The sequence below is a fragment of the Brevundimonas sp. MF30-B genome (genome assembly GCF_004683885.1).
Taxonomy (GTDB): Bacteria; Pseudomonadota; Alphaproteobacteria; order Caulobacterales; family Caulobacteraceae; genus Brevundimonas.
This window is the reverse complement of sequence record NZ_CP038440.1, coordinates 22,235-47,812: the sequence shown is the minus strand read 5'-3', so window position 1 is coordinate 47,812 and position 25,578 is coordinate 22,235. Positions and strand designations below refer to the sequence as shown.

The window sequence follows — 25,578 nt, the reverse complement described above, 5'->3', positions numbered from 1 at the left end:
AGACCGCCCCGGATGCATCGCGTCCGGGGCGGTTTGCGTTTACAGAGCCGGCGATGACCAGCCTGATTTACGGCCGCCCGCCGGCGGTTTTCGACCCGCCCGGCGATGCGGTGCAGACCTCGCCCTTGATCCCCGGCTCCGCCTCGTTCGACGACATGGCGGAAGGCTCGGCCGACGCCGTGGCGATGCTGGCGCCCCCCGGCGCCCTGGAGCGCCGCGCCGTGCTGGCCCAGGCGCTGCATGTGCTGAAGCCCGGCGGCCGGCTGGACGTCATGGCGCCCAAGGACAAGGGCGGCTCGCGTCTGGGCAAGGAGCTGAAGGCCTGGGGGCTGGAGATCGGCGAGACCGCCAAGGCGCACCACCGCCGCTGTCAGGTGATCCGACCCGAGCGTATCGAGGGCCTGGACGCGGCCATCGCCGCCGGCGCCTTGCAGCGGGTCGAGGGGCTGGACGCTTGGTCGCGGCCGGGCGTCTTCGCCTGGGATCGGATCGACCGGGGCACGACGGTCATGGCTGCGCACCTGCCGCCGCTGAAGGGAGCGGGCGCCGACCTGGGCTGCGGCTTCGGCGCCCTGTCGACGGTCGTGCTGCGGTCGCCCGCCGTGACGTCGCTGCGCTTGATCGACATCGACCGCCGCGCCGTCGAGGCGGCCCGGCGCAATGTCGAGGATCCGCGCGCGGCCTTCGACTGGGCCGATGTGCGGATGATGGAGGAGAGCGGCGACCTGGACTTCGTCGTCACCAATCCCCCCTTCCACGACGGCGGGGCCGAGGACCGGCGACTGGGCCAGGCCTTTATCCGCAAGGCCGCCGGCCTGCTGGGCAAGGGCGGGGCGCTGTGGCTGGTGGCCAACCGGCACCTGCCCTACGAGGCCGAATTGAACGCCGCCTTCAAGCGGGCCCGGGTCGTGGTCGAAGCCGATGGCTACAAGTTGTTCGAGGCGGGGAAGTGAGTTCATCCAAAACGCCCACCGCCCGCGTCGACAAGCTGCTGTCGTCCATGGGCTATGGCTCGCGGGCCGAGGTGGGGCGGCTGGCGCGCGCCGGGGGCGTGGAGCTGGACGGGCGCGATCTGACGGACGTGTCGCAGCGCATTCCGGTGACGCCCGACCTGCCGACGCGGATGCTGGTGGACGGCGAGCCGCTGGACCCGGTCGCGGGCCTGGTCATCCTGCTGAACAAGCCGCTGGGCATGACCTGTTCGAGGAAGGAGGACGGGGCGCTGGTCTATGACGTCCTGCCCGACCGCTGGCGCGCACGCGATCCGGCGATCTCGACCATCGGGCGGCTGGACAAGCAGACCACGGGCCTGCTGCTGCTGACCGACGACGGCGACCTGCTGCACCGGGTAATCAGCCCCAGACGCCACGTCGCCAAGGTCTATCGCGCGACGCTGGCGCGGCCGCTGAGCGGCACCGAAGGCGCGCTGTTCGCGTCCGGCGAACTGATGCTGGAGGGCGAGGACAAGCCGCTGTCGCCGGCGGTGCTTGAGGTCGTCTCGCCGACCGAGGCCCTGCTGACCGTGACCGAGGGGCGCTATCACCAGGTGCGGCGCATGTTCGCCGCGGTCGGCAACCATGTGGAGACCCTGCATCGCGAGCGGCTGGGCGGCCTGGGCCTGCCCGACGACCTGGCGCCCGGTCAGTGGCGCCTGATGACGGCCGACGAGATCGCGGCCATCTTCGAGTAACGCGGGAACTTCGGCCGGTCTGGCGCCCTTTCGCTCCGCTCGATCGGAGACAGCATGACCGGCGCCACCCTGAAACGCGATCTGCGCACCGGCCGTTCGCTGTGGGCGGACAGCCATGGGCTGGGCGTGCCGGTCAAGGCGCTGGAGCGGGCGGTCAGCGTCGACGTCGCCATCGTCGGCGCGGGCATCAGCGGCGCCTTCATGGCCCATGAGCTGAGCCGCGACCATTCGGTCGCCGTGCTTGACCGGCGGCCGCCCCTGATGGGCTCGACCATCGCCTCGACAGCCCTGCTGCAATGGGAGATCGACCTGCCGCTGACGGCGCTGACCGAGCGGATCGGGGCCGAGAAGGCCCGGCGGGCCTATCGGCGCTCGAGCTCGGCCGTGGATGCGCTGAAGACGATCGTGGCGGACGAGCGGATCGTCTGCGGGCTGAACGACAAGGCGACCCTGTATCTGGCGGGCGACGAATACGGGTTCCGCGCGCTGGAGGCCGAGGCCGAAGCGCGAGCGGCCATGGGCCTGGAGAGCGTCTTCCTGGGCAAGGCCGAGGTGCGCGAACGGTTCGGCATCGAACGGACCGGCGCCATCCTGAGCCAGGGGTCGGCCAGCGGCGACCCGGCGCGTCTGGCCGCCGGTCTGTTGCGGCGGGCGCAGGCGAATGGGGCGATGGTCTATTCTCCGGTCGAGGTCGAACAGGCCGCCAGCGATCCCGACGGCGTGACCCTGCTGACCGACGCCGGCCATGCGGTGCGGGCGCGCCAGGTGGTCTTCTGCTGCGGCTACGAGTTTCCCAAGGGCGTGCCGACGCCCGGCGCCGAGGTGATCTCGACCTGGGCCCTGGCGTCCAAGCCGCGCCTGCGCTGTCCGGCCTGGCTGCGCGAGACCCTGGTGTGGGAAGCGTCCGATCCGTACCTGTATTTCCGCATGGGCGGCGACGGCCGGCTGATCGTCGGCGGCGAGGACGAGGCCGATCCGGCCGCGCATCAGGATCCCGTCAAGTTGAAGCGCAAGTGCGAGACCATCGCCAAGAAGCTGCGCGACCTGCTGCCGGAGGTGGAGTTCGAGGTGGACTACACCTGGGCCGGGGCCTTCGGGGAGAGCGCGACGGGCCTGCCGTCGATCGCGCCCGTGCCGGCCATGGCCAACGCCTGGGCGGTCATGGGCTTCGGCGGCAACGGCATCACCTATTCGGTCATCGCAAGCCAGATCGTGGCCGCGGGCATTCGTGGTCGCGCGGACCCGGACGCAGACCTGTATCGGCCTTGATTGCGGAGCGGGCCGCAGATGGCTATCTTGATGGCCATGTCCAGCTATTCCGTCGCCGAAGCCAAGAACAATCTGCCCCGGCTGCTTGACCGCATGCTGGCTGGCGAAGCCGTGACCATCACCCGGCGCGGCAAGCCCATCGCGCGCCTGGAGCCGGCCGAGCCGCCGGCCCGCACGAACGGCGCGGTCGATCTGGAATGGCTCGAAAAGGTCAGAGTGTCGCCAAGCGAACCGATCGACTCCGTCACCCTGGTCCGCAAGATGCGGGACGGAGAGATTTGACCGCCTATCTCGACACCAGCGTGCTGGTGTCCATGTTCAGCAACGATGTCCACACAGCACGCGTCACGCGATGGCTGCAGGGTCAGCCGGAGATCGTCCTGAGCCGCTGGGCGCTGACCGAATTTTCGTCCGCCCTCGCGGTCCAGTCTCGCATGCGCAAGCTGGAAGACCGGACCCGCCGAGCTCTTGAGATACAGGTGGATGGCTGGTTGCCGTCGAGGACGGTGTTGTCGGTTCAGGATTCCGACTTGATCGAAGCGAGGACGCTGGTGCGTGGCGATGTGCGCCTAAGAGCGGCCGACGCCCTGCACATCGCCATCGTGATCAGGCATGGCGGCGCCCTGGCCACGCTGGATGCAGGCATGGCGGCGGTGGCGGCGGACCTGGGCGTTGAGGTCATCGTCCCATGACCTTGGCCAAGATCTGCGGATTGACGACGCCCGAGACGCTGGACGCGGCCCTGGCGGGCGGGGCGGACTTCGTGGGGGCGGTGGTGTTTCCCAAGAGCCCGCGGCACCTGGATCCAATCCACGCCGCGACCCTGTTCGAGCGGGCGCGAGGGCGAGCCAGGGTGGTCGCAGTGCTGGTCGATCCGAGCGACGCCCTGCTGACCGAAGTGGCGCTGATCCTCAAGCCCGACCTGATCCAGCTGCACGGAGCCGAGACGCCGCGCCGGGCGCATGAGGCGCGACGGCTGACGGGCGCGGGCGTGATCAGGGCGCTGGCGGTGCGCGACGGCTCTGATCTGGATGCGGCGGGGCAATGGGCCGGCGCGGCTGACTGGCTGATGTTCGACGCCAAGCCGCCCCGTGGATCCGTCCTGCCCGGCGGCGTGGGGGCGAAGTTCGACTGGACCCTGATGCGCGGGCGGCGCTTCGCCCAACCATGGTTCCTGGCCGGAGGCCTGGACCCCGATAATGTCGCAGAGGCGGTGGGTCTGACGGGTGCTCAGGCGGTCGATGTCTCCTCTGGTGTGGAAAGCGCGCCGGGTGTTAAGGACACGGCCCGGATTGCGGCCTTCCTGCGGGCCGTCAAACGGTCCTGATTTCGTCGCCTTCCCGCGAAAGATTGACGCCCGTGAACGCCATCCTGCCCAACGCCTACGCCTGGCCCGACGCCCAGGGCCGTTTCGGCCCCTATGGCGGCCGCTTCGTGCCCGAAACCCTGATGCCGCTGATCCACGAGCTGGACGCGGCCTATGCCGAGGCCAAGGCCGATCCGAGCTTCCAGGCTGAGCTGGACGGCTTCCTGGAGCACTATGTCGGCCGCGCCAGCCCCCTGTATCTGGCCGAGCGCCTGACCGAGCATCACGGCGGCGCGCGCATCTGGCTGAAGCGCGAGGACCTGAACCACACGGGCGCGCACAAGATCAACAACTGCATGGGCCAGATCCTGCTGGCCCGACGCATGGGCAAGACCCGCATCATCGCCGAGACCGGGGCCGGCCAGCACGGCGTTGCCTCGGCCACCGTCTGCGCGCGCTTCGGCTTGCCTTGCGTGGTCTACATGGGCGCGGTCGACGTGGAGCGGCAGCAGCCCAACGTCTTCCGCATGAAACTGATGGGCGCAGAGGTCGCGGCCGTGACGGCGGGGGCGGCGACGCTCAAGGACGCCATGAACGAGGCCATGCGCGACTGGGTGACCAACGTCGAGGACACCTATTACATCATCGGCACGGCGGCCGGCCCGGCGCCCTATCCGGCCATGGTTCGCGACTTCCAGTCGGTGATCGGGCGCGAGATCAAGCAGCAGTCGCTGGAGCGGATGGGCAAACTGCCCGAGGCGGTGGTGGCCTGCATCGGCGGCGGCTCGAACGCCATCGGCGCCTTCCACCCCTTCGTCGACGACACGGACGTTCGCCTGATCGGGGTCGAGGCGGCGGGCCACGGCCTGGACACCCCCGACCACGCCGCCAGCCTGAAGGGCGGCCGTCCCGGCGTGCTGCACGGCAACCGCACCTATCTGCTGCAGGACGCGGACGGCCAGATCCTTGAGGGCCACTCGATCTCCGCCGGCCTGGACTATCCCGGGATCGGCCCCGAGCACGCCTGGCTGAACGACCTGGGCCGCGGCGAATATCTTTCGGCCACCGACGACGAAGCCCTGGCCGCCTTCCAGCAGATGTCGCAGCTGGAGGGGATCATTCCCGCTCTCGAACCCGCCCACGCCCTGGCCCGCATCGGCGAAGTCGCCCGCGACGTGGGCGAGGGCGGCGACGTCGTGCTGGTCCTGTCGGGCCGGGGCGACAAGGATATCTTCACCGTAGCCAAGCATCTGGGAGTCGAGCTCTAGGCTCGAACCGCATCCATGATTTTGACCACCGTCTTCGCCGCCGCCCTGACCGTCGCCGCTCAGGCCCAGGGCGCGCCCGCCACCGACACGCCGATCCTGGGGGTGGCCCAGGCCTCGCCGGACTGCGGCAATCTGCACAATCTGGCCGGCCGCGCCTTCTGCGTGACCGCGCCGATCGCGGTGGTCGGAACACTGGCTGACGAATACATCCGTCATTTCGAGGCTCAGGGCTGGCTGCCTGCCGACGGAGACGACAACCGCGTCATCCTGGTCAAGCGCCGCGAGGGCGGCGGCTGCGACGGTCTCCAGATGGTGGCCTTCTACGACACCGCCCAACCCGCTACGCCCGAAGCGCCGGGCTATCTGGGTTTCGCGACCGTGCCTGGCGATGTCTGCGCCGCCCAGCCGGCCGCTGCGGAGCCTGCGCCCGCCCAATGACGACCGCGCGCATCGACGCCCGTTTCGCCCGGCTGAAGGCCGAGGGCCGGGCGGGCTTCATTCCCTATGTCATGACCGGCGATCCCAGCCGGGCGGAGGCGCTGGAGATCCTGCGCGGCCTGCCGGCGGCCGGGGCCGACCTGATCGAGCTGGGCCTCGCCTTCTCCGACCCCATGGCCGAGGGACCGCCGATCCAGCGCGCGGCGCTGCGCGGCCTCAAGGCCGGCATGACCCTGGCCTCGACGCTCGAGCTGGTCGCCGCCTTCCGGCGCGGCGACGACGAGACGCCCCTGATCCTGATGGGCTACCTCAATCCCATCGAGAGCTATGGCTATGACGCCTTTGCGCGCGATGCGGCCCAGGCCGGGGTCGACGGCCTGATCGTCGTGGATTGCCCGCCCGAGGAGGCCGCGCCGCTGAGCGACGCGCTGGACGCCAGCCATCTGTCGCTGATCCGCCTGGCCACGCCGACGACGGACGATGCGCGGCTGAAGGTCGTGGCCGAGCGCACCTCGGGCTTCGTCTACTATGTGTCAGTCGCCGGGGTGACCGGCGTGAAGGAGGCGCAGGCCGCCTCGGTCGCGCCGGCCGTGGAGCGGGTGCGCACCGCCTCGGGCCTGCCGGTCGCCGTCGGTTTCGGCGTCAGAACGCCCGAGCGCGCCGCCGAGATCGCGCGGGTCGCCGATGCGGTGGTCGTGGGTTCCCTGTTCGTGGATGAGGTCGCCTCAGCCCTCGAGGCCGGCGAACCCGCCGCGCCGCGCGTTCTGGCCCAAGTCCGTCGCCTGGCCGATGCGGTCAGGGATGCGCGCGCGACGGAAACCGTCTAAAGCGAAATCGGTTCTGTCGGACCTGTCCCACAGAACCCAGATATTCGCTTCAGATTGATTTTGGACCATTGTTCTGGGTTCGGTCGATTTCGACCGAAACGAAAATGGTCTAAAGCGGCGCCCATGGTCGACAAGAACAAACCCGCCGACAAGCCACAGCCCGAGAAGCGCGGAGGCTGGCTCAGCCGCTTCGCGCCCGGCGTGCGCAAGATCGTCAGCCGCCGCGACACACCCGACAATCTGTGGGTCAAGGACCCCGACACGGGCGAGATGATCTATCGCTCGGACCTGGAGGCGGCCCTGTGGGTCACGCCGGGCGGGCGTCACATGCGCATCAACGCCGAGGCGCGCCTGCGCTTCACCTTCGACGACGGGCGCTATGAATCGATCCCGACGCCGGACGTGCCCGAGGATCCGCTCAAATTTTCGGACGGCAAGCCGTACAAGGATCGCCTGACGGCGGCGCGCAAGGCCGCCGGCCGCAAGGACACCATGGCCATCGGCTTCGGCGACGTCGACGGCGAGGCCGCCGTGGTCATCGTCCAGGACTTCACCTTCATGGGCGGATCGCTGGGCATGGCGGCGGGCGAGGCTTTCGTGGCCGCCGCGCGCGAGGCCGTGAAGCGGGGCGTTCCGCTGGTGTGCTTCACCGCCGCCGGCGGCGCGCGCATGCAGGAAGGCGCGCTCAGCCTGATGCAGATGGCGCGCACCACCCTGGCGGTGCAGGAGGTCAAACAGGCGGGCCTGCCCTATGTCGTGGTGTTGACCGACCCGACCACCGGCGGCGTGACCGCATCCTACGCCATGCTGGGCGACGTGCACCTGGCCGAGCCGGGCGCCCTGATCGGCTTCGCCGGCCCACGCGTGATCGAGACCACCATCCGCGAGAAGCTGCCGCCGGGCTTCCAGCGCGCCGAGTATCTGCAGGAAAAGGGCATGGTCGACCGCGTGGTCACCCGCCACGACCTGCCGCGCACGCTCGGCTTGATCCTGTCCATGCTGATGGGCGGCAAGCGCCGGGCCGCCTGACGGCCGTGGACCCGATCTCCGCCCGTCTGCTGGCGCGGCATCCGCAGAAGATCGATCTGTCGCTGGAGCGTATGCAGGCCCTGTGCGCGGCGCTGGGCGATCCGCAGGATCGGCTGGGGCCGGTGGTCCACGTGGCCGGCACCAACGGCAAGGGCTCGACCGTCGCCCTGCTGCGCGCCATGGCGGAAGCGGCGGGCCTGCGCGTCCATGTCTACACCTCGCCGCATCTGGTGCGGTTCAACGAGCGCATCCGCCTGGCGGGGCGGCTGATCGACGACGCGGCCCTGAACGCCGCCCTGGACCGCGTGGAAGCGACAGGCGTCGAGGCCACGGTGTTCGAAAGCACGACGGCCGCCGCCTTTCTGGCCATGAGCGAGACGCCGGCAGACCTGGCCATCGTCGAGGTCGGGCTGGGCGGCGTGCTGGACGCCACAAACGTCATCGCGCGGCCGCTGCTGAGTCTCATCACGCCGGTCGATCTGGACCACGCCGAATTTCTGGGCACGGACCTGGCCGGCATCGCGCGCGAGAAGGCGGGCATCCTCAAGGCCGGCGCGCGGGGCGTGGTGGCGCGACAGGCCGAGGTCGCCATGGCGGCCATCGAGGGCGCGGCTGCGGCCGTCGGCTCTCCGCTGACCGTGATGGGCGTGGATTTCGACGCCTGGGGCGAGCGGGGCGGGCTGGTTTTCCAGGATCAGGAGCGTTTTCTGGACCTGCCCGCGCCGGCGCTGGCGGGCGCGCATCAGATGGACAACGCCGGCCTGGCCGTGGCCGCGGCCTTGGAGCTGGACCTGCCCGAGACCGCGATCGCGGCAGGCCTGAACGCCGTGCGCTGGCCGGCGCGCATGCAGCGGCTATCCGCCGGCCCCTATGGCGAGGCGGCGAAGGCGGCGGACGCCGAGCTGTGGCTGGATGGGGGGCACAATCCGCACGCCGCCCAGGCCCTGGCGCGGACGCTGGCGGAGCGCCAAGCGCGCGCCCCGCGTCCCACCGCCCTGATCGTCGGCATTCTGGCCAACAAGGACGCGGGCGGTTTCTTCGAGGCCCTGAAAGCGTCCGACGCCACGGTCTTCACCGTCGGTTTTGACGGCGCCTGCGCCGAGCCGGCGGCCCTGGCGGCGGTCGCGCGCGGCCACGGCCTGGCGGCCAGCGCTTCCGTCTCGGTCGAGGAGGCGCTGCGCACCGCCCTTCGACTCGGGGCGGGACGGGTGGTGATCTGCGGGTCTCTGTACCTGGCTGGCGAGGTCCTGGGGGCCAGCCGCGACACCTGGCCGGACTGAAGCCCTAGCGGCTCATCCAGGGCTTGGACTTGCCGGCGGCGATCCGCGCCGACTGCTCGCGCTGAAAGCCGCCCCCTCGCGGAGGTTTGGGCCGGGCGTCGATGGCGGCCTTCTTCAGCCGCAGCGCCCGCTGGACGGGCGTCTCGTCCGTCTTATCGTCGTCGATGGGTTCGCGCGGGTCTTCGGTCATGCGCGAGACCTAGCACGGCGGCGGGCGCGCCGTATCCGGCAAACGGCCCGCCCCGGCGAGAGGGTCAGCCCTCGGCTTTCACCCCGGCCTCGGCCAGCCATTCCACGATCTTGCCCTTTGGCATGGCGCCGACCTTCATCGAGGCCATCTGACCGTCCTTGAACAGCATCAGGGTCGGAATGCCCTTCACGCCCAGCTTAGACGGGATCATGGGGCTGTCGTCGATGTTGACCTTGGCGATGGTCACCTGGCCGGCCAGCTCGTCCGAGATCTGCTCCAGGGCGGGGCCGATCTGCTTGCAGGGCCCGCACCACTCGGCCCAGAAGTCCACCAGCACGGGGGTGGACGCCTTCAGCACGTCGGTGTCGAAGCTGTCGTCGGTGACCTTGAGCGTAGCCATGGAACTCTCCTGAACGGCGCACGCGCGCGCCTCATGTCTGGCCGAGATGTGGGAGCGAATCGCCGCCAAATCAACGTGGCCGCCGCACAGGCGCCTTTTCCGCCCCGGAGCGCTTGCATCCCCCCGCATCAGCGGCTAGTTACCCGCCCTCGCCAACGGCGACACGCACCCGTAGCTCAGCTGGATAGAGCACCAGACTACGAATCTGGGGGTCAGGAGTTCGAATCTCTTCGGGTGCGCCACTTCCGTTCAAAACTGAGAACTCCGCCTGAGGCGGCGTAATTCCCACCATCGCTGGACGCCAAGGCGCGCAGAAGCTCGGTTCGCGAGCCGATGATGCGCGCTTCGGTCTTGCTGATGACCTCCACTCGCTGGGTCAGGGCGCGCAGATGGTCTCGCCGATAGCCGCTGGTGCTGTCCCGCAACTTGCGCCGGGCAGCGGTAGCAAACCGCGCCAAGGCGTCGGGCGTGATCGTCGGCGCCAACCGCTCGACTGACGCACTGATCCGCTCGGCGTCCGCCCTGGCCTGATCGCGGGTGCCGGAAAGTTCGGCGACCCGATCTTTCAGCGAAGCGTCGTCCGGCGCCAGCAGACCGTTCTCGATGGCTTCATAAAGCCGGTTCAGCTTGGCCTCGGCCTCGGTGGCGCGCTTGCGCATCTCGGCGATGTGACCGCGTCTCTGGCCGGCCCATTCCTCCCGACGATCCAGAAGCTGCTCCATCAGGGCCGCGAGGCGGTCCGGGTGGAGCAATCGGGTTTCGAGATGGTCGATGATCGCGTCGTCGAGCTTATGCATGGGGACGGCTAGGCCGGTGCAGCCGGTCTCGCCCATGCGAGATTTGGTCGAACAGGCGTAGTAGCGATACTGGCCGCCAGCGCTCCCCCTGCCGGTTCTGAGCGTCATCGCGCCGCCGCAGACGCCACAGAAGCAGATGCCCGTCAGCAGGTTCGGTCCGGTCGAGACACGCGGCGGGGTCCACTTGGGGTTTCGCGACTTTAAGCGCGCCCGAACAGCCTCATAGTCCGCCTTCGACACGATGGGCGGCACGGCCATGATCGCGTGCTCGGACTCAGGCTTCGGCGTCTTGGTCTTGTGGTCTCGCGTGTTGAATCGATGCTCGCCCATGTACGTCGAGCGGGTCAGCACCTGATGCACCGTGCCGATCCCCCACCGCCCGCCGTCTCGGGTCCGGATATTCCGCTCGTTCAGCCGCGTGGCGATGGTCTTCAGCCCCATCGGTCCTTGCGCGCCGTCGCCGGTCAGCGCCCAACGATAGATGGTGCGAACGGTCTCGGCTTGGAGCGGGTCGATCTCCAGCGTCTTCTTGATCTTGGCTCCCCGCTGCTCGGCCGCGACGATGCGGTAGCCGATGGGCGGCCGGGCGCCGTTCCAGAAGCCCTGGCGCGCGTTTTCCTTCATGGCTCGCAGGGTGTGCTTGGCGTTCTCGCGGGATTGGTACTCGTCGAAGAGCGTCATGATCTGACGCATCATCACGCTCATAGGGTCGTCGCCCAGCTCCTGCGTGATTGAGACGAGGCGGACGCCGTTCTTCGCCAGCTTCCGAACGTAGAACTCGAACTGGAACTGATCCCGGAAGAAGCGGGAAAAGCTGTGCACCACGATCACGTCGAAGGAGGGCGGCTTGGTCAGCGCCGCCTCGATCATCGACTGGAAGGACGGGCGCCGGTCGTCGGTGGCGGTGTTGCCCGGCTCGACGTACTCGGCCGTAGCTTCCCACCCCTTGGTCTCGCAGTAGGCTTCAAGCTGGCGGCGCTGGTCGGGAATGGAAAGGTCGTTGACGGCCTGCCGACCGGTCGAGACGCGAAGGTACAAGGCCGCTCGGGTCTGAACGCCTGGGGTAATGATCGTACCGCTCACGTCCGGCTCCTTTCAGAGGCGCGGACCCAGAATCTCGTCGAGCACCTCGCCAAACCACGCCTCCACCGCCAGAAGCTCGGCCGGCGTGATCGGAAGATCATCAGGCCAGGTGTCTGTGACGCGGACGGCCGATTGTACGCCAACTGGCCGGGCTTGCGGAGTCCGGCGCCGACGCGCCTCCGGCTCTGATGACGGCTGGACGTACATAGCCGCCAAGCTGATCGCTCTGAAACTGCGGGCATACCCGTAACCCTTCCCTCGCAAATCTCCGGTCGCCGCTTTCTCGCAAAGCGGATCGATCCATCGATCCACGCCAAGCCCTCAGCGGCGGCGGCCGACCGGGTCAACGCCTGCGGCGCCAGCCGCAGCCCGTAGGGCGCGAAGCGGGGTTGAAGCGGGCGGACGGCGCTGCTCTTTAACGACATCCTTTCGTCGTCTGCCGTTACCCCCGACGATAACGACCTATTTCACACCAATACTTAGACTTAGCATATGAGCTGTGAATAAAAGCCGCATCTTTGCAGCGTGCCTCATTGCTGTGTTTTGATCCGTTCATATCGATGACATCGAATGTCGCAACGTGCACACGTTGATCGTGCTCATTTGAACTGTACAGGGTCCACACAGGATCATCCGTCGACATGCCATCCTGATCGCATGATGGCAACATAAGTAATAATGATGCGGGTAAAAGCAGAAGTGATAGTTTCAGTAGTGATAATCTGCTCATAGCCATAACTCACCGTGTGCACTGAAGTATGCAATTTCTAACTATCTCAGGCTCAGAATTTATGGGCAAGCATCTAGCCGCCGCGAAGCCCCGTTCGTTGTCGCTCAAGTCTGACCATTGAAATGCCCAGGGCGTGTCGCGCCTCAGCCTTGAGGGAAGGCGTCTAATGTCATGAATAACGAATCCTTGGACCTCATTCACAACCCCTGCCGTCCGCGCGATTGGGATGGATGTTTGGCTACCCGTTATGCAGCTAACAGAGCAGTGGCGCGAACGAGAGTTTACTTCACCAGGGAACTGTTCGTGTCCCCACTGTCGCCATCTGCGGAAGAATCCATAGTACCCGCGTCCGACGCGCCATGCAGTTTGGACCGGATTGTGGGGAATCATGGGAAACAGGCCGTAAGGATCTGTCACGCTCAACGGGTCAGAGATCGCATAGGCGTAAAGGTTTAAATCGAACTGCTGTCCTGCGGGGTCAGTCTGAACGTATCTTCCCAGTGTTGGATCGTAGTCTCGCATCCAGTTTTGATGCAGGCCGGTCTCGGCGTGCGCCCACTGTCCAGGAAGGCGCAGGTCGAGCTCGACGAGCGGCGTGCCTGATACGGCGGCCTGCCCCCAGGGGTCGGTGACCGCCGACCAGGCTACCGCGCCGCTCGCATTCGTCACCAGCAACGGCTCGGCGATCTGTCCCGTGTGCACAAACCAGATTAAGCCGGAGGTGCCGCCCGGCGTGACCACCGCCGTGAGACGGTCATCCAGCCAGACATACTCTTTCAGGAACTGCCCCGTCGCGCCGTCATACTCCCCATGCAGCCGCCCCTGGTCGTCGAAGACGTAGTGGATGGTCTGGCCGGACGCCGCCAGCGTCCGGGCCACGCGCCGGCCCAGATAGTCGTAGCTGTAGGATGCAGTGACCGCGCTGTTTTCCGAGACCCCCAGAAGCCGCTTGCGCGCGCCATAGTGGTATTCAAGGTCCGATCCGCCCGTGTAGTCCTGGGCGTAGAGATCGCCGCCGTCGCGGTAGCTGAGGTCTCGTAGCAGCGACCAGCCGGTGTCGCGAACCTCATTGATCCTGTTCCTGGTCGGCGACGTCAGGGCGAACTCGTAGCTGACTGTGCTCCCGTCGTCGCGACGGACCTCGGTGCGATTGCCTGACGCATCATAGCCGTAACTCTCGTCGCCCCAGGCTCCCACCGCGTATTGGAGTCGACCGTCGTCAGTGTAGCCGAAGCTGGCACCGCGATCGCCGGTCACGGCGTCGCCCACGCCGGTCAATGCGCCGGTTTCGTTGCGCGCGAAGGTCAGGGACAGCAAGTCGCCCGCAGAGGAGCCGACGCGGAGACCAGTCTGCCAGTAATTTCCGTCGTAGGCCTGCTCCCACGCCAGGCCGTTTCCGAATACGGCACTAATCATTGGGCCGAACGGGGCGTACTCGATTGCGCCCAGAATCGACGTCGGCGCCCCGAGCGCTGTTGAACGAGTGTTGATCGTCGAAACGCGTCCTTCTGGATCGCGCGTGTAATCGACCCACCGCCCGGATGGCAGAGTTACACGCGTCACTTCGCCGTCAGTGTCGTAGGCGTAGGCGAGCGTGTAGGTGTGGCCCTGGATCGTTTTGAGGCTCTGCGTCAGGCGTCCCTGGCGGTCATAAGTCAGAGAGGAGGTACCGGATTGGTCCGTGACCCCAGTCAGCCGCCCCTGGCCGTTGTTGCCTTCCGCGACACTATCGTAGCTGAAGGAAATATTTTCCCACGCGGCATCGACAAAGGTTTCGGATATCTGGCGGCTGGCTGCATCGTAAGCGTAGAGCGTTTCGTCCTCGTCGGCGTCGATCAGCCTCACCAGCCGGTCGGCCGCGTCGTACCAGTAGGTGCGCTCGCCGCGGTCCGGGCTGCTTTCGAAGATGGTCAGGCCGAAGCCGTCGATCACGCGCTGGGTCTCTAGGCCGCGCCCGTCCTCCAGGGCGCTCAAGGCGTCATTCGGCGCATAGGCGTAGGCGTTGTCATGGTTTTCCGGATCGCGCTGGAGGACAAGGCGGTTAAGGGCGTCCCACTGGTTGCCCCACACCTTGCCGCGGGGATCGGTGACCTGGGTTAGGTTCCCGACCTTGTCGTAGGCTAGGATGGCCGTCTGGGACGCCGCGCCGATCTGTCTGATCAGTCGACCCAGTTCATCGAACGCCTGCTCGCCGCTCGACGTCAACGAGCCCGCAGCCGTTCGGACTTCCTGGGCTGTCGCTTCACCCAGGGCATTGACGTCGAAGGTCTGCTTCTCGCCACGATCATTTCGCACCTCGACCAAGCGGTCGGCGGCGTCATGAACATACTCAAGCCAACCGCCCTCAGGCAGGGTCAAGCGGCGCAGATTTCCGGCTGCGTCGTAAGCTGCCTGATAGAGGGATTGGGATGGCCCCGGATCGATCAGGATAGAGGTTGGCCGCCCGCGAATGTCGTAGGTGATTTGGGTCTCGACGCCGTTGGGGTCCACCATCGCCAGCGGCGCGCCACGCCAGTCGTGCGTGGTGATGGTGGTGACCAGCCCTACTTCGTCGGTCACCGACGAGAGCCAGCCCTCGGGTGTGTAGCCGTAACTCACCGTATCGGCGGCACCCGGCAGCGGGCCGTCCACGGAAGCGAGCTGGCCGCCCGCCGTCCAGGCGTAGGTCCACATCCGGCTTCGTCCGTTCGTTGCGTAGGGCGTGGCGTGCGTTGTCGTGTCCGTCTGAGTGCGGGTCAGGATCCGACCGGCGGCGTCGTAGGTGAAGGTGGTGGTTAGGCCAGGCTGGGCGATGCTGTCCGGAACATTGAAGGCGGCGTTCCAGGCAACTTGCGTGGTTCGCGACGAAGGCGTGCCCGAGGCCTCGACAAGGGTCGTCGGCCGACCGACGGCGTCTCGAGAGAAGGTCGTCACCCGGCCTTCCTGATCCGTCTGGCTCGTGAGCCGGAAGGCTGTCGAGGAGAAGGCCTGCGACGCTGCCGGCGCATTGGGGCTAGCGGCCTCGTCGATGGCGATCAGATTGGTGTTGAACGGATAGCCGCCCGCCGAATAGCGGTAGGTGACGCTCCGCCCCAGCGGCGTCGTCACCACTCTGGTGTGAGACCCCGTGGCTGAAGCGTAGGAGACAGCGTAGGTCTCGGCCCCGAGCGCCTTGCCGCTGCTGCTGGCTTTGCCGTCCATCTGGTACTGAACGAACTGGCGTCCGACGCCGTCGCGATCTCTTATTTCAGTGACGAATGTCGGATAGCGAGCGTCGCCGTACACGTACGACTGACTGTCCTGGACGACATTGGAGGCGTCGAGCCAGTCCACGCGCATCAGTCGGTCGGGCCCGGACGATCCCCCCATCGCGTCTTCGTAAAAATACCGAAGCGACCGTCCGCCCGGCAGAGCGATCTCGGACACGGCTAGTGGATGCTGAGCGCCCGCCGAACTCATGATCCAGGTGAATCCGAGGCTGTTGCCGAACTGATCCGAGAGGGTCGTCAGCTCGCCGGCGCTCCCATAGGCGAAGGTCCAGGTCGGGCCCTCCCGCTCGGTCATTGTGGAGGGGCGGCCCACGTTGTACTGACCGGAAACGGGGTCGGCGCGCGTGACGAAAATCCATTCCGCTTGCTGCGACCGCAGCCGCCAGGTCGAAGGCGTCGTCCGCAGATCAGCCAAGGCGGACGGCCACGGTCCGACCAGTTCCAACGAATAATCGGTGCGGGGAACTGGATACGACGACGTCGTGTAGGGAGCCAGGCTGCCATCGGGCTGGCGCTGAAACTGCAGCAACAACCCCTGCGGTGTCAGAACGGTTATGACACCTGACGACAGGTTGCTCGTGAGCTGGAGCTCCATTGAGAACCCAAAGCGCCAGTTGCCGGCGGATACAGGCGGATTACGAAGTGTCCCGGCGGCGCCTCCGAACGCCAGCGAACTATAGTGACGTTCGACAAGCAGAGAGCCGGTCTCGGTCTCGAAATCGACAGTGTCGAACGTCTTCGTGCCCGAGAGAATGCTGATCGGACGCGGCGTGCACGCCGCCGCGCGGGCTCCGAAGTTCGGCGCGCCGTCGCTGGGGAGGCATTGGGGAAAGTTGTTCCAGCCCTGCACGCATCGGCCTGGAGCGACGGCCGTGTAGCCGCCGCTGCACTGGAACTGTACGATGGTTGGCGCGGGCGTCCCGAAATAGTGCCAGTCGCATTCCTTCGCATTCCAGGAGGAACGGTCCTTCACGCCGCGGTAGGAGCCCGCCGGGGGCATGTACGGCTGTCCATAGACCTGCCATTGCCGAAAGCAGGCTGCGGCAGGCGACGGGAAACACTCCGTCTGGCCCGGCCCGACAGGCGTGCACCAGCCGCGTGTCCCGGTCGGCGGCGTGTAGGTTTGTGCAGCCGCCGGCACCGGCACGACCCAGGTGGCCAACAGCCACACAGCCAAACTCAAAACGCTCAGCCAAGCTCGCATGCCGCACCCCTCGGTTCGTCGAACAATGGCACGTTTAGCGGGTGCCGTCATCCTCATGGTTGTGGGTGGATGGATCAATCCTGATCGATAAGGTGCAGCTTGTCAGACAATGCCGGCGCAAAGCCTATCCTGCCCTCGATCCTCACGAGCGTTCTGAAGACTGCCGAGCTTCCGTCTCGTCCACCGCGCGGCACAGCCGGACGAGCGCCTCGGCCAAGTGCGCTTCGGCCGATGCACGGTCGATGCCGAGATGCATTGCGACCTCCTCCAGCGGCATGTCCCCGAAGCGATGCAGGATGAAGACGTCGCGGCATTGAGGTGGCAGTTGCTGGATCGCTCGCACCAGAACACGGTGCCCGGTCGGTTCTGCGGCCCTCCTGAACCCTAGCCAGCATCGGACCCCCCCAAGGCTCATGGCCCTGCCCCTCCCTCCATCCCGATGGCGATTTCGACGCCATCCAGAAAGCGGCTGATCACCCTGTCGGCGGCTTCGAGCGAGATCGTTAGCTCGGGCTCGACCGCACCGGATCGCAAATCCCCTGAGGCGTAGAGCGGTCCAAGGACAGCGGCGAGTTCGGCTAACCCAACCGGCATGTCTCGCAGGCCAGCCAGCCGGGCGCACCGCAGAGCCTTCCTCAGATCATGACGCAGATGGGTTCGGTTCCAGTCGTCGGAGAACCCGCGATGGAGGAGGTACGCCTTCAAGCCAAGTTCGATGGCGATTGCGCACGGGTAGGCCGATCTCCGCCCTGAGCGATCAGACTCGGTCCAAGCCATGGCATGGAAGGTGCGGGCGTTGCGGAGGAAGGCAGCGGCCAAAAGACGGTCAGGAAGGCGTCGTCTCCCCTTCCGGTTAGGAAATGGTACCTGTTGGTGGCTAGGCATGCGTGACCTCCCGCGCAGCCGCCCGGTCGTTCAGAACAGGCTGAACGGTGGAGTTTCAGAGGAATTCGGTTAGAGTTCAGCGGAATTCACCGACCGAGTCAACGGAATTCTGCAAGTAGTCGGAGATTTTCGCCGAAAATGATTAGCCCTGCCCAAATCAGGATGGCTCGCGCTGGCCTGGGTCTGAGCGTGAAGGTACTCGCTGAACGTTCGGGCGTCGCCGACTCCACGATTCACAGGTTTGAGGCGGGCCGCGGCGGCATGCAGACTGGGACACTCGAACGCTTGCAGACTGCGCTCGAAGCTGCTGGTGCGATCTTCCTGTCAGGAGACGCGGGCGGAGGCCCAGGCGTTCGCCTAAAATGCTAGTTTCACCCCAACTCAGCATGATCATACTCCCCAGAAGTGGCGCGAGGATCGGCAGCCGCGTCAATCGTCGGTTGGCTCCACCGTCGGCGTTGGCCGAGCGGAATAGCCTTCGGCCACCTTCGGTTCTTCCGACTCCGGATAAAGATACCTACCGCAGGAATGCGGAGCGAACGGGGGCTGCCCTTTGACTGCTCAGGATGACGCCAGAGAGAACCGACTTGTTGACATGTTCAACTTGGAACGTCCTCCAAACCGGTCACGCCACGGGGTCGACGCGATCCTCCGCATCGATGGACGTGAGCTTGAGTTTGAGCTGAAGTCGATAACCACGGGAGGGGGCTTGACCACCGTTCGCGACTTCGGTCGTGACCATATTGAGAAGTGGCGCACCAAGCACTGGCTGGTCAGCGTGTATGCTGGAAACGACCTGGCGCTCTGCCGGTACGGCTCTCCTGATGCGATGAAGCCTTGGGTCGATGATCGCTGGGAGTACATCCGGCCGGATTTCGAACTGGCCAAACTGGCTCCGGCCCGCCTCACATTGTACGACATGTACGCCGTGCTCGGGCAGAAGCCCGCCTACACGCTCGCGGACGCCCGGAAGTTACACAAGATGCAGTACTCGGCGGCACAATATCTGGACGCCCGTGGCGAAGCAGAGGACATCGCGCCCGAGCGCATGCTCGCGATTTTTCGTGATCGTCTGCGCTACGTGATCGAGCGCGGCTCCACGCTGAATAACCCCAAGGTCAGCCCGGCCTACCTCTCCAACTGGCCCGCGATCACCTCGAACTACGCCGAAGAACTCCGCAAGCTCGTTCGTAGTTGGCTCGCCGCTAATCCGGCCTAAGCGCCCTTGCGACTGCTGAGGCCACGGCATAGCCCATTGGGGGTGCCACTGAATTGCCTATCAGGCCAAGCGCCCGGTAGACGGCGCCGTTCAAGATCGGCCAGTCCGCAGGGAAGCCCTGGAGGATCATGCAATCTGCCACGGACAGACGGAAAGCGCCGTTCTTGGCTGGAAACCTTGAGGCCGCTTCGCGATCTTTGGCCACGCCGTTCGGCCAAATGCCTAGCTCAGCCCAATGTCGCGCCGCCGTCGCACTATTCACCACACTAGTCGTGTGCCGAGGCCCCGTGAGTCCGCTTCGGATGGTGGGTGCAAGACCGTCAATCCCAATGTCTGGGAGCCCGAGCGCCTCGCGGGCGCCCATCGTTCGCTTGATGTCGGAGTTGCCTCCGAATGCATGTGTACGGGGCGGGACATGGAACCGCTTCGCAGTATCCTCTTCGCGAAAACCGACGAAGAAGAGGCGTTTCCGCCTCTGAGGCACCCCGAAATCCGCCGCTTCCAAGACGAAGCTCTGCACATCGTATGTCCGCCGCAACGGCTCAAAGATGGTTTTCTGCAGATAGTCCCGGAACTTCGTCGCGCCCAGACCCGCCACGTTCTCCAGCACAAACGCGCGCGGCCGCATCTGTTTTACGGTGCGCACCATCTCGGGCACCATATCGCGGACGTCATCTTCGCCCTTTTGCCGGCCGGCGTGACTGAATGGTTGGCAGGGCGGCCCACCGTGCAGCACGTCCACCTGACCCCGCCAAGCGGTCCAGTCGACCGAAGTCACGTCGCCGGCCGGTCCAGAAAACACCTTCCAGTCGGGCCGGGCCTTCGACAGCACCTCACCAGTCATGTCGAGAATATCGTAGGAGGCCACATGCTGGCATCCAGCGCGGTCGAACCCGATATCGAGACCGCCGCCGCCACTAAATAAGCTGAGCGCCCTAAGGCCGTTGGCCGGCTTCTGAGGCATCAAATTAAGCGGATTCAGGCGCGGCGTCGGGACCAGATGGAGGGGCTGGCTTGTGCCAGCCTCCGCACGGGCTTTGGCTTCTCGAGAAGCCTCGCTGATCTGGCGAAACCGTTCCCGTTCGACGTCGCTAAGATCTCGTGCCTTGTACCAAGGCGCGTTGACGCCACGGCGAAGGTAAAGGCGCTCGTCGGCGTCAATTTCGAACGTCATAGATCGCCCTGTCCCGTTTACTCAGAGAACGACTAAGTTGGCGTTCCCTGCTCGTTCCACTCTGGACCATGAGCCGACGCAAGGGAATCCCCGTCGTGGTCGCAGCGACTTTTTCCACCTCTACGGCGCACAGGGTCGCGGGGCTGATCCGTTGCTCCCTTCCCGCTAGAACTGCCCGCGCCGCGATTTCTGCCCATGAGCAAGCCAGCGCCCCTCGGCCCAACGGGGCAAATCCCAAGCGCGGGGCCGTGCGCGTATTTAGAGTGTCCCACGGATCGATTGCACGCTAGCGTTAGCGGCAAACTGGGGGAACGCGGTGAAAACTCTACCTATCGTGAGACCGACCGCAGAGCAGCTGCTTCTAATCAGTCAGAGCCGACTCGGGGTGGAAGTGATAAGGGGCGCCGCAGGCAGCGGGAAAACGTCAACGGCCCTCCTGAGGCTTAAATCGCTCAGCTTCATGATGGAAGAGCGCCGAGCGCGCCAAGGCGACGCGAGACCGGTCCGTATTCTGGTGCTCACCTTCAACCGAACGCTGAAAGGCTACGTAGCTGCACTAGCGGAGGCGCAGCTAGCGACGACCAAGTCGATCATTACAATCGACACATTTGCAAAGTGGGCAATGTCGCATGTTGGCCACCGCAAAATTCTGACCGACGAGCAGCGGGACGCATACCTAGCCAGGCAGAGTGACGGGACGAAGCTCACCTCAGGATACCTATCTAAGGAGATCGACTATCTCTTGGGTCGCTTTCTGCCCGCTGACATCGATCAATATCTGACGAAAGAACGGTCGGGTCGCGGGCTCGCACCCAGGGTAGACCGGGAAGCAAGAGAGAAAATCCTAACCAACGTTGTTCGGCCGTATACCCAATGGAAATTGGATAACGGATACGCGGATTGGAATGACTTAGCAGTATCCATGTATGCAGCAAAACAGTCTGCAGGTATTGATATAGTCATCGTTGATGAAGCACAGGATTTCTCGGCCAATCAACTCCGTGCGATTGGTGCGCACCTCGAACCGGAACATGCTGCCACATTCGTGATCGACACGGTCCAGAGAATCTACGCGCGCGGTTTCACATGGCAGGAAACTGGATTCGAAATCCGACCGAACCGGTATCACTCCTTGGTGGCAAACCACCGAAACACAGTGCCGATTGCTCAGTTTGCGGCCGGTGTCTTGGAGGGGGTCTTGGCAGACGATGACGGAGCGTTGCCAAACCTGAAGGCGGCGGCTCGGCCTGGGCCGCTTCCAACTGTCCTAAAAGGCAAATACTCGCGTCAAATGACTTGGGCAACGGACTACATCAAACAACACATCGACCTGACAAAAGAGAGTGTTGCCTTCCTTCAGCCAGCAGGCCGCGGATTTCTTAGAGAAATCAAAGCGCATTTAATAAAGCAAGGGTTGCCATTTGCGGACATAACCCGAAATGAGGACTGGCCGATCGGTTCTGTAAACATCGCGATATCGACCTTCCACTCTGCCAAAGGACTGGAGTTCGACCACGTTTTCATCCTAGGAATGTCCACAGTGAATACGCATGCGGAGGATGAAGATACAGACGACCAAATCCTTGTTATGAGGCGATTATTTGCTGTTGCTATCGCTCGCGCGAGGGAGACGGTTGTCGTGGGATACAAACCAAGTGAGGCATCCTTCTTGATGAAGTTCCTAAAAAATGGGACATATCAAGAGGTAATTGTCTGATGCTTGGTGAAATTATCAGAAATAGATCAATAACTGAGGTGCTGCACTTCACTACTCAACGCGGATTAGTTGGCATGTTAGCCGAGGGCGAAGTTTTGTCTCGACGACTTCTCCCAGCGAACAAGTATCTTGAGAACGTTGCGTTCGCCAACGCGAAGTTTCGTCCCGAGGAGTCTGTTCATTTCGATAAGTCGAAGGACTGGCTTGACTACATAAACTTGTCGATCAGCGAAATTAATCGGTCATTCTTCGATATCTCTAAGAGGTGGCATAAAGACGAAGACGTATGGTGGGTCATATTATCGTTCGATGCGATCATTCTCGAACATGAGGGCGTCTTCTTCGGCACTACTAATAACAAATACGATGGGTGTGAGCGGGGTGCCGGGCCAACTGGGCTGGCCAAACTGTTCGCCAAGATCATTCACCGGGAAGGTAACTGGTGGGCTCGCCGAGCAGGGCGTGCCGATCATTTAACCACCTGCCAGCAGGCCGAGGTGCTATACCCCAGCCGGCTCAGCCTCGCATCACTTCGACGCATCTATGTGTCCGAGGACGAGCAAAGCGATATGGTCAAGTCCATGCTTCGCATGCTCGACCGGACGGACGTAGAGGTGGTCATTCGTCCCAAAAAATTTGAAGGGATGCCCAATTGAACCGAGAGGCTGTGAGGGTGATTTCGCCAGGCGTTAGCCTCAACGATATAGTGAATTCTGCCCTCTGGGCGGCTGCTGGCGATTCGCTTGGCTGGACTACCGAGCTTGTCGATGGCGCGGGTGTTAAGCGCCGCGTTGGTCGCTCACGGATCGAAAAGCCCGTTGACTGGAAACGGAAGATCGGGGGTTCTTGGGGCGTCGATGCGAAGCTCCCTGCCGGGACCTATTCCGATGACACTCAACTCAGATTGGCTACCTCGCGATCGATCAGAGGCGATGGCATCTTTGATCCTGAGACGTTTGCGAAGATAGAGCTCACCGTCTGGCCAAACTACGCTTTGGGGGCAGGTCGAGGGAGCAAGGCCGCGTCGGCGAATTTAGTCCGGCAGGACGTGAATTGGTTTTCGAACTTCTTCAAGTCCAAAGACCAAAGCTACATGAATGGCGGAGGCAATGGCGCGGCGATGCGGGTCCAACCGCACGTGTGGTGTCATGGTGCGGCTGCCCGATCACCACTGTTGCTCGACGTATGTCGGAACGCGATAACATCGCATGGACACGTCCATGGGTTTGTCGGCGCGGCCTTCCATGCCCTCGCCCTGGAATATTGTCTTCAGCAAAAGCGTGCCCCTGACGTGGAGGCGATGCATGCATTGCTGGGCGAGCTTGAGAAGCTGCCAGAGATTCTCTCCGGCGATAGGCATATCGCTGCCTTCTGGATTCCTGCCTGGGAGAACGAGGGCAGCTCTTCGCTCGAAAGCGCATTGAACGATCATCTAACGGAAGCTCATCGCAAGCTCGACGCAATTGCACCCATTGCACGCAGTGTTGATCCTTCGCGCTACCAAGATGTATTGGAGAGCCTAGGAGCCTTCGAGCCTCGTTTGCGAGGGTCGGGCACCATCACTGCAATGGCAGCCAGCGTGTTGTGCCTCCTGCATGCAGACAACGGTGCCCAAGCTGCAGTCGTGACCTCCGCCAATGCGCTAATGAGCGATACGGATACGATCGGCACCATGACCGGTGCGATGATGGGCGCCTTGGAGGGGGCGGCACCTACTTGGCCCATTCAGGATCGGGATTATTTGATCGCAGAAGCGTCGCGCATGTTCTCTATTCGTGTCGGCGATCAAGCAGATCATTTTAACTACCCGGACATAGCGGCTTGGCAGGCACCACAGAGCCAAGCCGATGCAGTTGGTCTTGTGTCCGATGGTCGGTTGGGGATGGCGGGTCTCGGGGAGCTAGAACCTCAGAGCGAGCCGATGGCGTCGAGGGATACCGTCTGGCAGTGGATGCAGCTACCGTTCGGTCAAACGGTACTAGCAAAGCACCGAAATTCACCGCGAACGCTATCTGCCAAACTGTTGCCCGGCCCCCGGCTTTCGGCAGTTACGGTAAAGCCTCTTCGTGTCATTGGCCAACCTGGGGACAGCCAACCAAGTCTACCGCTCGGAAACATTGGCGGCCTGCGAACCCCAAGCAACGAATCGAGTGCGAGCCCTGCGCCGCCGGAGCCAACGCCAAAGGACCCCGATGACTTCATCGATGGGCTGACTGATCGTGTTATCCGGTCCAACTTTGATCCCCTGGTTACAGGGGAGTGTTTTAATCGGATCGTGCGCGTTTCTGGATCGATCCAGATGGCTGTCGCCTTCTCCGCTATCGTTGCTAAGGCGCAGATTGCGCGGAAAAAGCGAGGTTGAGCACCGGATCGCGAGACACGGGTCACGGAGCATCCTAGGACGTATAGGGCCTTGGACACCCAGTGTCCTGGCAGGCTCCTTTTCCCATTACCTAGCCTGTGGTGGTCGTTGGCCGCTGGAACATATCGCGAACTGCTCTATGGTGGAGGGTGATAGATCCAGTCGCCCAGTGCGAGCTTGAGGGATACTAGGTTGGCGAGAGACGTCAGGGAGATTGCGAACGCCGTCCTCGACGTCGCCGAGGCATACGGCCTGTCGCTGTCCAACCTGCCTTTGAACAAGATCATCTACTTCGCGCACGCTTGGTATCTCGCCCAGTACAACGAGCCACTGGTGGACTCCGCGTTTGAGGCTTGGCAGCACGGGCCGGTCCATCCTCAAGTCTACCGACAGCTCCGGACGTTTGGGGACAAGCCAATCAGAGGGCGACTGACTCGTATCGACTTAGCGACGGGACAGGACGTACCGGTCGAAGTCGGACTTAGTGACCAAGAGCGCCAGCATGTCGAACAGATTACGAAGTTCTACGGGACCAAATCCGCCTTCTGGTTGGTCCAGAAGACTCACGAGCCGGGGGCGCCGTGGGATCAGGTATGGACCGCGGCTGAAGGCCGCCCAATGCCGGGGATGGTCATCCCGGATTCGCTGACCGAATCATATTACCGCGATATCTTAAGGAGGCGTGTGTAACCGCTGATGGCCGACCTGCGCAAAACCCCCTCTCTCCAACACGCCGTGGCCCTGATCAGACCCACGATCAAGGCCACCGTCTTGGAGATGGAGAAACTCGACCTCGCGCAGATTCCGTTTTCGCTCGATCCCGGACGCAAGCTTTTCAAGCCGTTGATGGAAGGTCAATCGCTTGAGTGGGCACTGCGCCAGGTGGCGGCAGACAAGCACCAGAAGAACATCGCGCCCAACAGAGGGCTCGTCACAGCGTTCGCGCCCTATGCCGCCGAGAAGAAGGTGCCCTGGTTCCGCGAGTGCGAACACTACCTGTTCCCCATCGGCAGCGGCGTATCCATCCCGGTGCGGCCGTCGGGGTTCTGGGTGGAAGAGGGTCGCCTGAGGGTGCTCTGGGCACAGTGCTGGAAAGGCCGGACCCTTGATCCGACCCAGCGCGCCATCTTCAATACGATCTTGCGTCAGACGTTCTTCGTCGGTGACTTCAAAGACGCGGCCTTGGAGTGGGTGGACCTGCGGGAGAAGACGCCGCGTGCTGGACGCGAGGTTGAGGTTACCAACGGCGACGACCTCGGGATTGTGTCAGCGGCGGAGCTGGAGAACGCTCTGCGTATCCTGCTCGCGGCTTTTGAGATTCACAGCGCGAGAAAGGTTGAGCGGAGGGAGGCGCAGAAGGCCGAACGGAAGCCCCAAGATCGCGGTCCGGACCTGTTCGACCCCCGAGGTGGCATCACCGAGTAGCTCGTGTCCGGATGAGCGTGGAGTTGCGCCGCTTGCG

The 25,578-nt window shown here is 64.3% G+C and carries 24 protein-coding genes and 1 tRNA gene; 19 read left to right on the top strand and 6 right to left on the bottom strand.

Going from position 1 to position 25,578, the window contains the following annotated elements; all coding sequences use genetic code 11:
* The first annotated feature begins 53 nt into the window (after positions 1–53).
* The 11 genes from E4M01_RS00220 (at position 54) to E4M01_RS00170 (ending at position 9,107) form a co-directional block, all read left to right on the top strand.
* The gene (locus E4M01_RS00220) at positions 54–953 is read left to right on the top strand and encodes a class I SAM-dependent methyltransferase (RefSeq protein WP_135066019.1); all 900 of its coding nucleotides are present in this window, start codon (positions 54–56) and stop codon (positions 951–953) included.
* Entirely contained in the window at positions 950–1,690 is a 741-nt protein-coding gene (locus E4M01_RS00215) for a pseudouridine synthase (protein WP_256359963.1), read from the top strand. The genes E4M01_RS00220 and E4M01_RS00215 overlap by 4 nt, the downstream gene beginning before the upstream one ends.
* A 54-nt stretch (positions 1,691–1,744) precedes the next feature.
* Complete coding sequence (locus E4M01_RS00210) at positions 1,745–2,959, top strand: FAD-binding oxidoreductase (protein WP_135066016.1); 1,215 nt, start codon at positions 1,745–1,747, stop codon at positions 2,957–2,959.
* A gap of 18 nt (positions 2,960–2,977) precedes the next feature.
* Positions 2,978–3,241 carry a type II toxin-antitoxin system Phd/YefM family antitoxin gene (locus E4M01_RS00205; RefSeq protein ID WP_135066013.1) on the top strand — a complete coding sequence of 88 codons (264 nt, stop codon included), beginning with the start codon at positions 2,978–2,980 and terminating at the stop codon, positions 3,239–3,241.
* On the top strand, positions 3,238–3,651 hold the full coding sequence (locus tag E4M01_RS00200) for a type II toxin-antitoxin system VapC family toxin (RefSeq protein WP_167765448.1): 414 nt from the start codon (positions 3,238–3,240) through the stop codon (positions 3,649–3,651). The genes E4M01_RS00205 and E4M01_RS00200 overlap by 4 nt, the downstream gene beginning before the upstream one ends.
* Positions 3,648–4,286 (top strand): phosphoribosylanthranilate isomerase, encoded by a 639-nt coding sequence (locus E4M01_RS00195; RefSeq protein WP_135066007.1) that lies wholly within the window; start codon positions 3,648–3,650, stop codon positions 4,284–4,286. Before E4M01_RS00200 ends, E4M01_RS00195 begins: the two co-directional genes overlap by 4 nt.
* 32 nt (positions 4,287–4,318) lie before the next feature.
* The gene (gene trpB, locus E4M01_RS00190; protein ID WP_135066004.1) at positions 4,319–5,533 is read left to right on the top strand and encodes a tryptophan synthase subunit beta; all 1,215 of its coding nucleotides are present in this window, start codon (positions 4,319–4,321) and stop codon (positions 5,531–5,533) included.
* A gap of 15 nt (positions 5,534–5,548) precedes the next feature.
* Positions 5,549–5,971 carry a hypothetical protein gene (locus tag E4M01_RS00185; RefSeq protein WP_135066001.1) on the top strand — a complete coding sequence of 141 codons (423 nt, stop codon included), beginning with the start codon at positions 5,549–5,551 and terminating at the stop codon, positions 5,969–5,971.
* Positions 5,968–6,798 (top strand): tryptophan synthase subunit alpha, encoded by an 831-nt coding sequence (trpA, locus tag E4M01_RS00180; RefSeq protein ID WP_135065998.1) that lies wholly within the window; start codon positions 5,968–5,970, stop codon positions 6,796–6,798. Before E4M01_RS00185 ends, trpA begins: the two co-directional genes overlap by 4 nt.
* A gap of 123 nt (positions 6,799–6,921) precedes the next feature.
* Positions 6,922–7,827 carry an acetyl-CoA carboxylase carboxyltransferase subunit beta gene (locus tag E4M01_RS00175; protein WP_135065995.1) on the top strand — a complete coding sequence of 302 codons (906 nt, stop codon included), beginning with the start codon at positions 6,922–6,924 and terminating at the stop codon, positions 7,825–7,827.
* Positions 7,828–7,832: 5 nt separating this feature from the next.
* The gene (locus E4M01_RS00170; RefSeq protein WP_135065992.1) at positions 7,833–9,107 is read left to right on the top strand and encodes a folylpolyglutamate synthase/dihydrofolate synthase family protein; all 1,275 of its coding nucleotides are present in this window, start codon (positions 7,833–7,835) and stop codon (positions 9,105–9,107) included.
* A 4-nt stretch (positions 9,108–9,111) separates the two neighbouring features.
* On the opposite strand, the gene E4M01_RS00165 is transcribed toward E4M01_RS00170, so the two are convergent.
* Both E4M01_RS00165 and trxA read right to left on the bottom strand, forming a co-directional pair.
* A complete protein-coding gene (locus tag E4M01_RS00165; protein ID WP_135065989.1) occupies positions 9,112–9,297 on the bottom strand; it encodes a hypothetical protein in 186 nt (61 codons plus the stop codon).
* 64 nt (positions 9,298–9,361) lie between these two features.
* Complete coding sequence (gene trxA / locus E4M01_RS00160; protein ID WP_135065986.1) at positions 9,362–9,697, bottom strand: thioredoxin; 336 nt, start codon at positions 9,695–9,697, stop codon at positions 9,362–9,364.
* A 165-nt stretch (positions 9,698–9,862) separates the two neighbouring features.
* Here trxA and E4M01_RS00155 point away from each other — a divergent pair.
* Positions 9,863–9,939: transfer RNA gene (locus E4M01_RS00155), tRNA-Arg, on the top strand.
* On the opposite strand, the gene E4M01_RS00150 is transcribed toward E4M01_RS00155, so the two are convergent.
* The 3 genes from E4M01_RS00150 to E4M01_RS00135 form a co-directional block, all read right to left on the bottom strand.
* On the bottom strand, positions 9,910–11,577 hold the full coding sequence (locus E4M01_RS00150; protein ID WP_209316053.1) for a recombinase family protein: 1,668 nt from the start codon (positions 11,575–11,577) through the stop codon (positions 9,910–9,912). The genes E4M01_RS00155 and E4M01_RS00150 overlap by 30 nt on opposite strands.
* A 739-nt stretch (positions 11,578–12,316) precedes the next feature.
* Positions 12,317–16,759 (bottom strand): RHS repeat domain-containing protein, encoded by a 4,443-nt coding sequence (locus tag E4M01_RS00140; RefSeq protein WP_167765446.1) that lies wholly within the window; start codon positions 16,757–16,759, stop codon positions 12,317–12,319.
* Between the two features lie 142 nt (positions 16,760–16,901).
* Positions 16,902–17,174, bottom strand: a complete 273-nt coding sequence (locus tag E4M01_RS00135; protein WP_135065977.1) for a sigma factor-like helix-turn-helix DNA-binding protein — start codon at positions 17,172–17,174, stop codon at positions 16,902–16,904.
* A gap of 608 nt (positions 17,175–17,782) precedes the next feature.
* On the opposite strand from E4M01_RS00135, the gene E4M01_RS00130 reads away from it, so the two are divergent.
* Both E4M01_RS00130 and E4M01_RS00125 read left to right on the top strand, forming a co-directional pair.
* The gene (locus tag E4M01_RS00130; protein WP_209316052.1) at positions 17,783–18,013 is read left to right on the top strand and encodes a helix-turn-helix transcriptional regulator; all 231 of its coding nucleotides are present in this window, start codon (positions 17,783–17,785) and stop codon (positions 18,011–18,013) included.
* 340 nt (positions 18,014–18,353) lie between these two features.
* Positions 18,354–18,863: a hypothetical protein gene (locus E4M01_RS00125; protein WP_135065971.1), complete on the top strand. Its 510-nt coding sequence runs from the start codon at positions 18,354–18,356 to the stop codon at positions 18,861–18,863.
* On the opposite strand, the gene E4M01_RS00120 is transcribed toward E4M01_RS00125, so the two are convergent.
* Positions 18,850–20,037 (bottom strand): DNA cytosine methyltransferase, encoded by a 1,188-nt coding sequence (locus E4M01_RS00120; RefSeq protein ID WP_135065968.1) that lies wholly within the window; start codon positions 20,035–20,037, stop codon positions 18,850–18,852. The genes E4M01_RS00125 and E4M01_RS00120 overlap by 14 nt on opposite strands.
* A gap of 316 nt (positions 20,038–20,353) precedes the next feature.
* Here E4M01_RS00120 and E4M01_RS00115 point away from each other — a divergent pair, with 316 nt between their 5' ends.
* From E4M01_RS00115 to E4M01_RS00095, 5 genes are all read left to right on the top strand, one after another.
* On the top strand, positions 20,354–21,754 hold the full coding sequence (locus E4M01_RS00115; RefSeq protein ID WP_371682906.1) for a 3'-5' exonuclease: 1,401 nt from the start codon (positions 20,354–20,356) through the stop codon (positions 21,752–21,754).
* The gene (locus E4M01_RS00110; protein WP_135065965.1) at positions 21,754–22,410 is read left to right on the top strand and encodes a DarT ssDNA thymidine ADP-ribosyltransferase family protein; all 657 of its coding nucleotides are present in this window, start codon (positions 21,754–21,756) and stop codon (positions 22,408–22,410) included. The genes E4M01_RS00115 and E4M01_RS00110 overlap by 1 nt, the downstream gene beginning before the upstream one ends.
* 50 nt (positions 22,411–22,460) lie before the next feature.
* Positions 22,461–24,116: an ADP-ribosylglycohydrolase family protein gene (locus E4M01_RS00105; protein ID WP_167765443.1), complete on the top strand. Its 1,656-nt coding sequence runs from the start codon at positions 22,461–22,463 to the stop codon at positions 24,114–24,116.
* A 192-nt stretch (positions 24,117–24,308) separates the two neighbouring features.
* The gene (locus E4M01_RS00100) at positions 24,309–24,806 is read left to right on the top strand and encodes a Panacea domain-containing protein (RefSeq protein ID WP_167765441.1); all 498 of its coding nucleotides are present in this window, start codon (positions 24,309–24,311) and stop codon (positions 24,804–24,806) included.
* Between the two features lie 6 nt (positions 24,807–24,812).
* The gene (locus tag E4M01_RS00095; protein WP_135065957.1) at positions 24,813–25,541 is read left to right on the top strand and encodes a hypothetical protein; all 729 of its coding nucleotides are present in this window, start codon (positions 24,813–24,815) and stop codon (positions 25,539–25,541) included.
* Positions 25,542–25,578 lie beyond the last annotated feature (37 nt).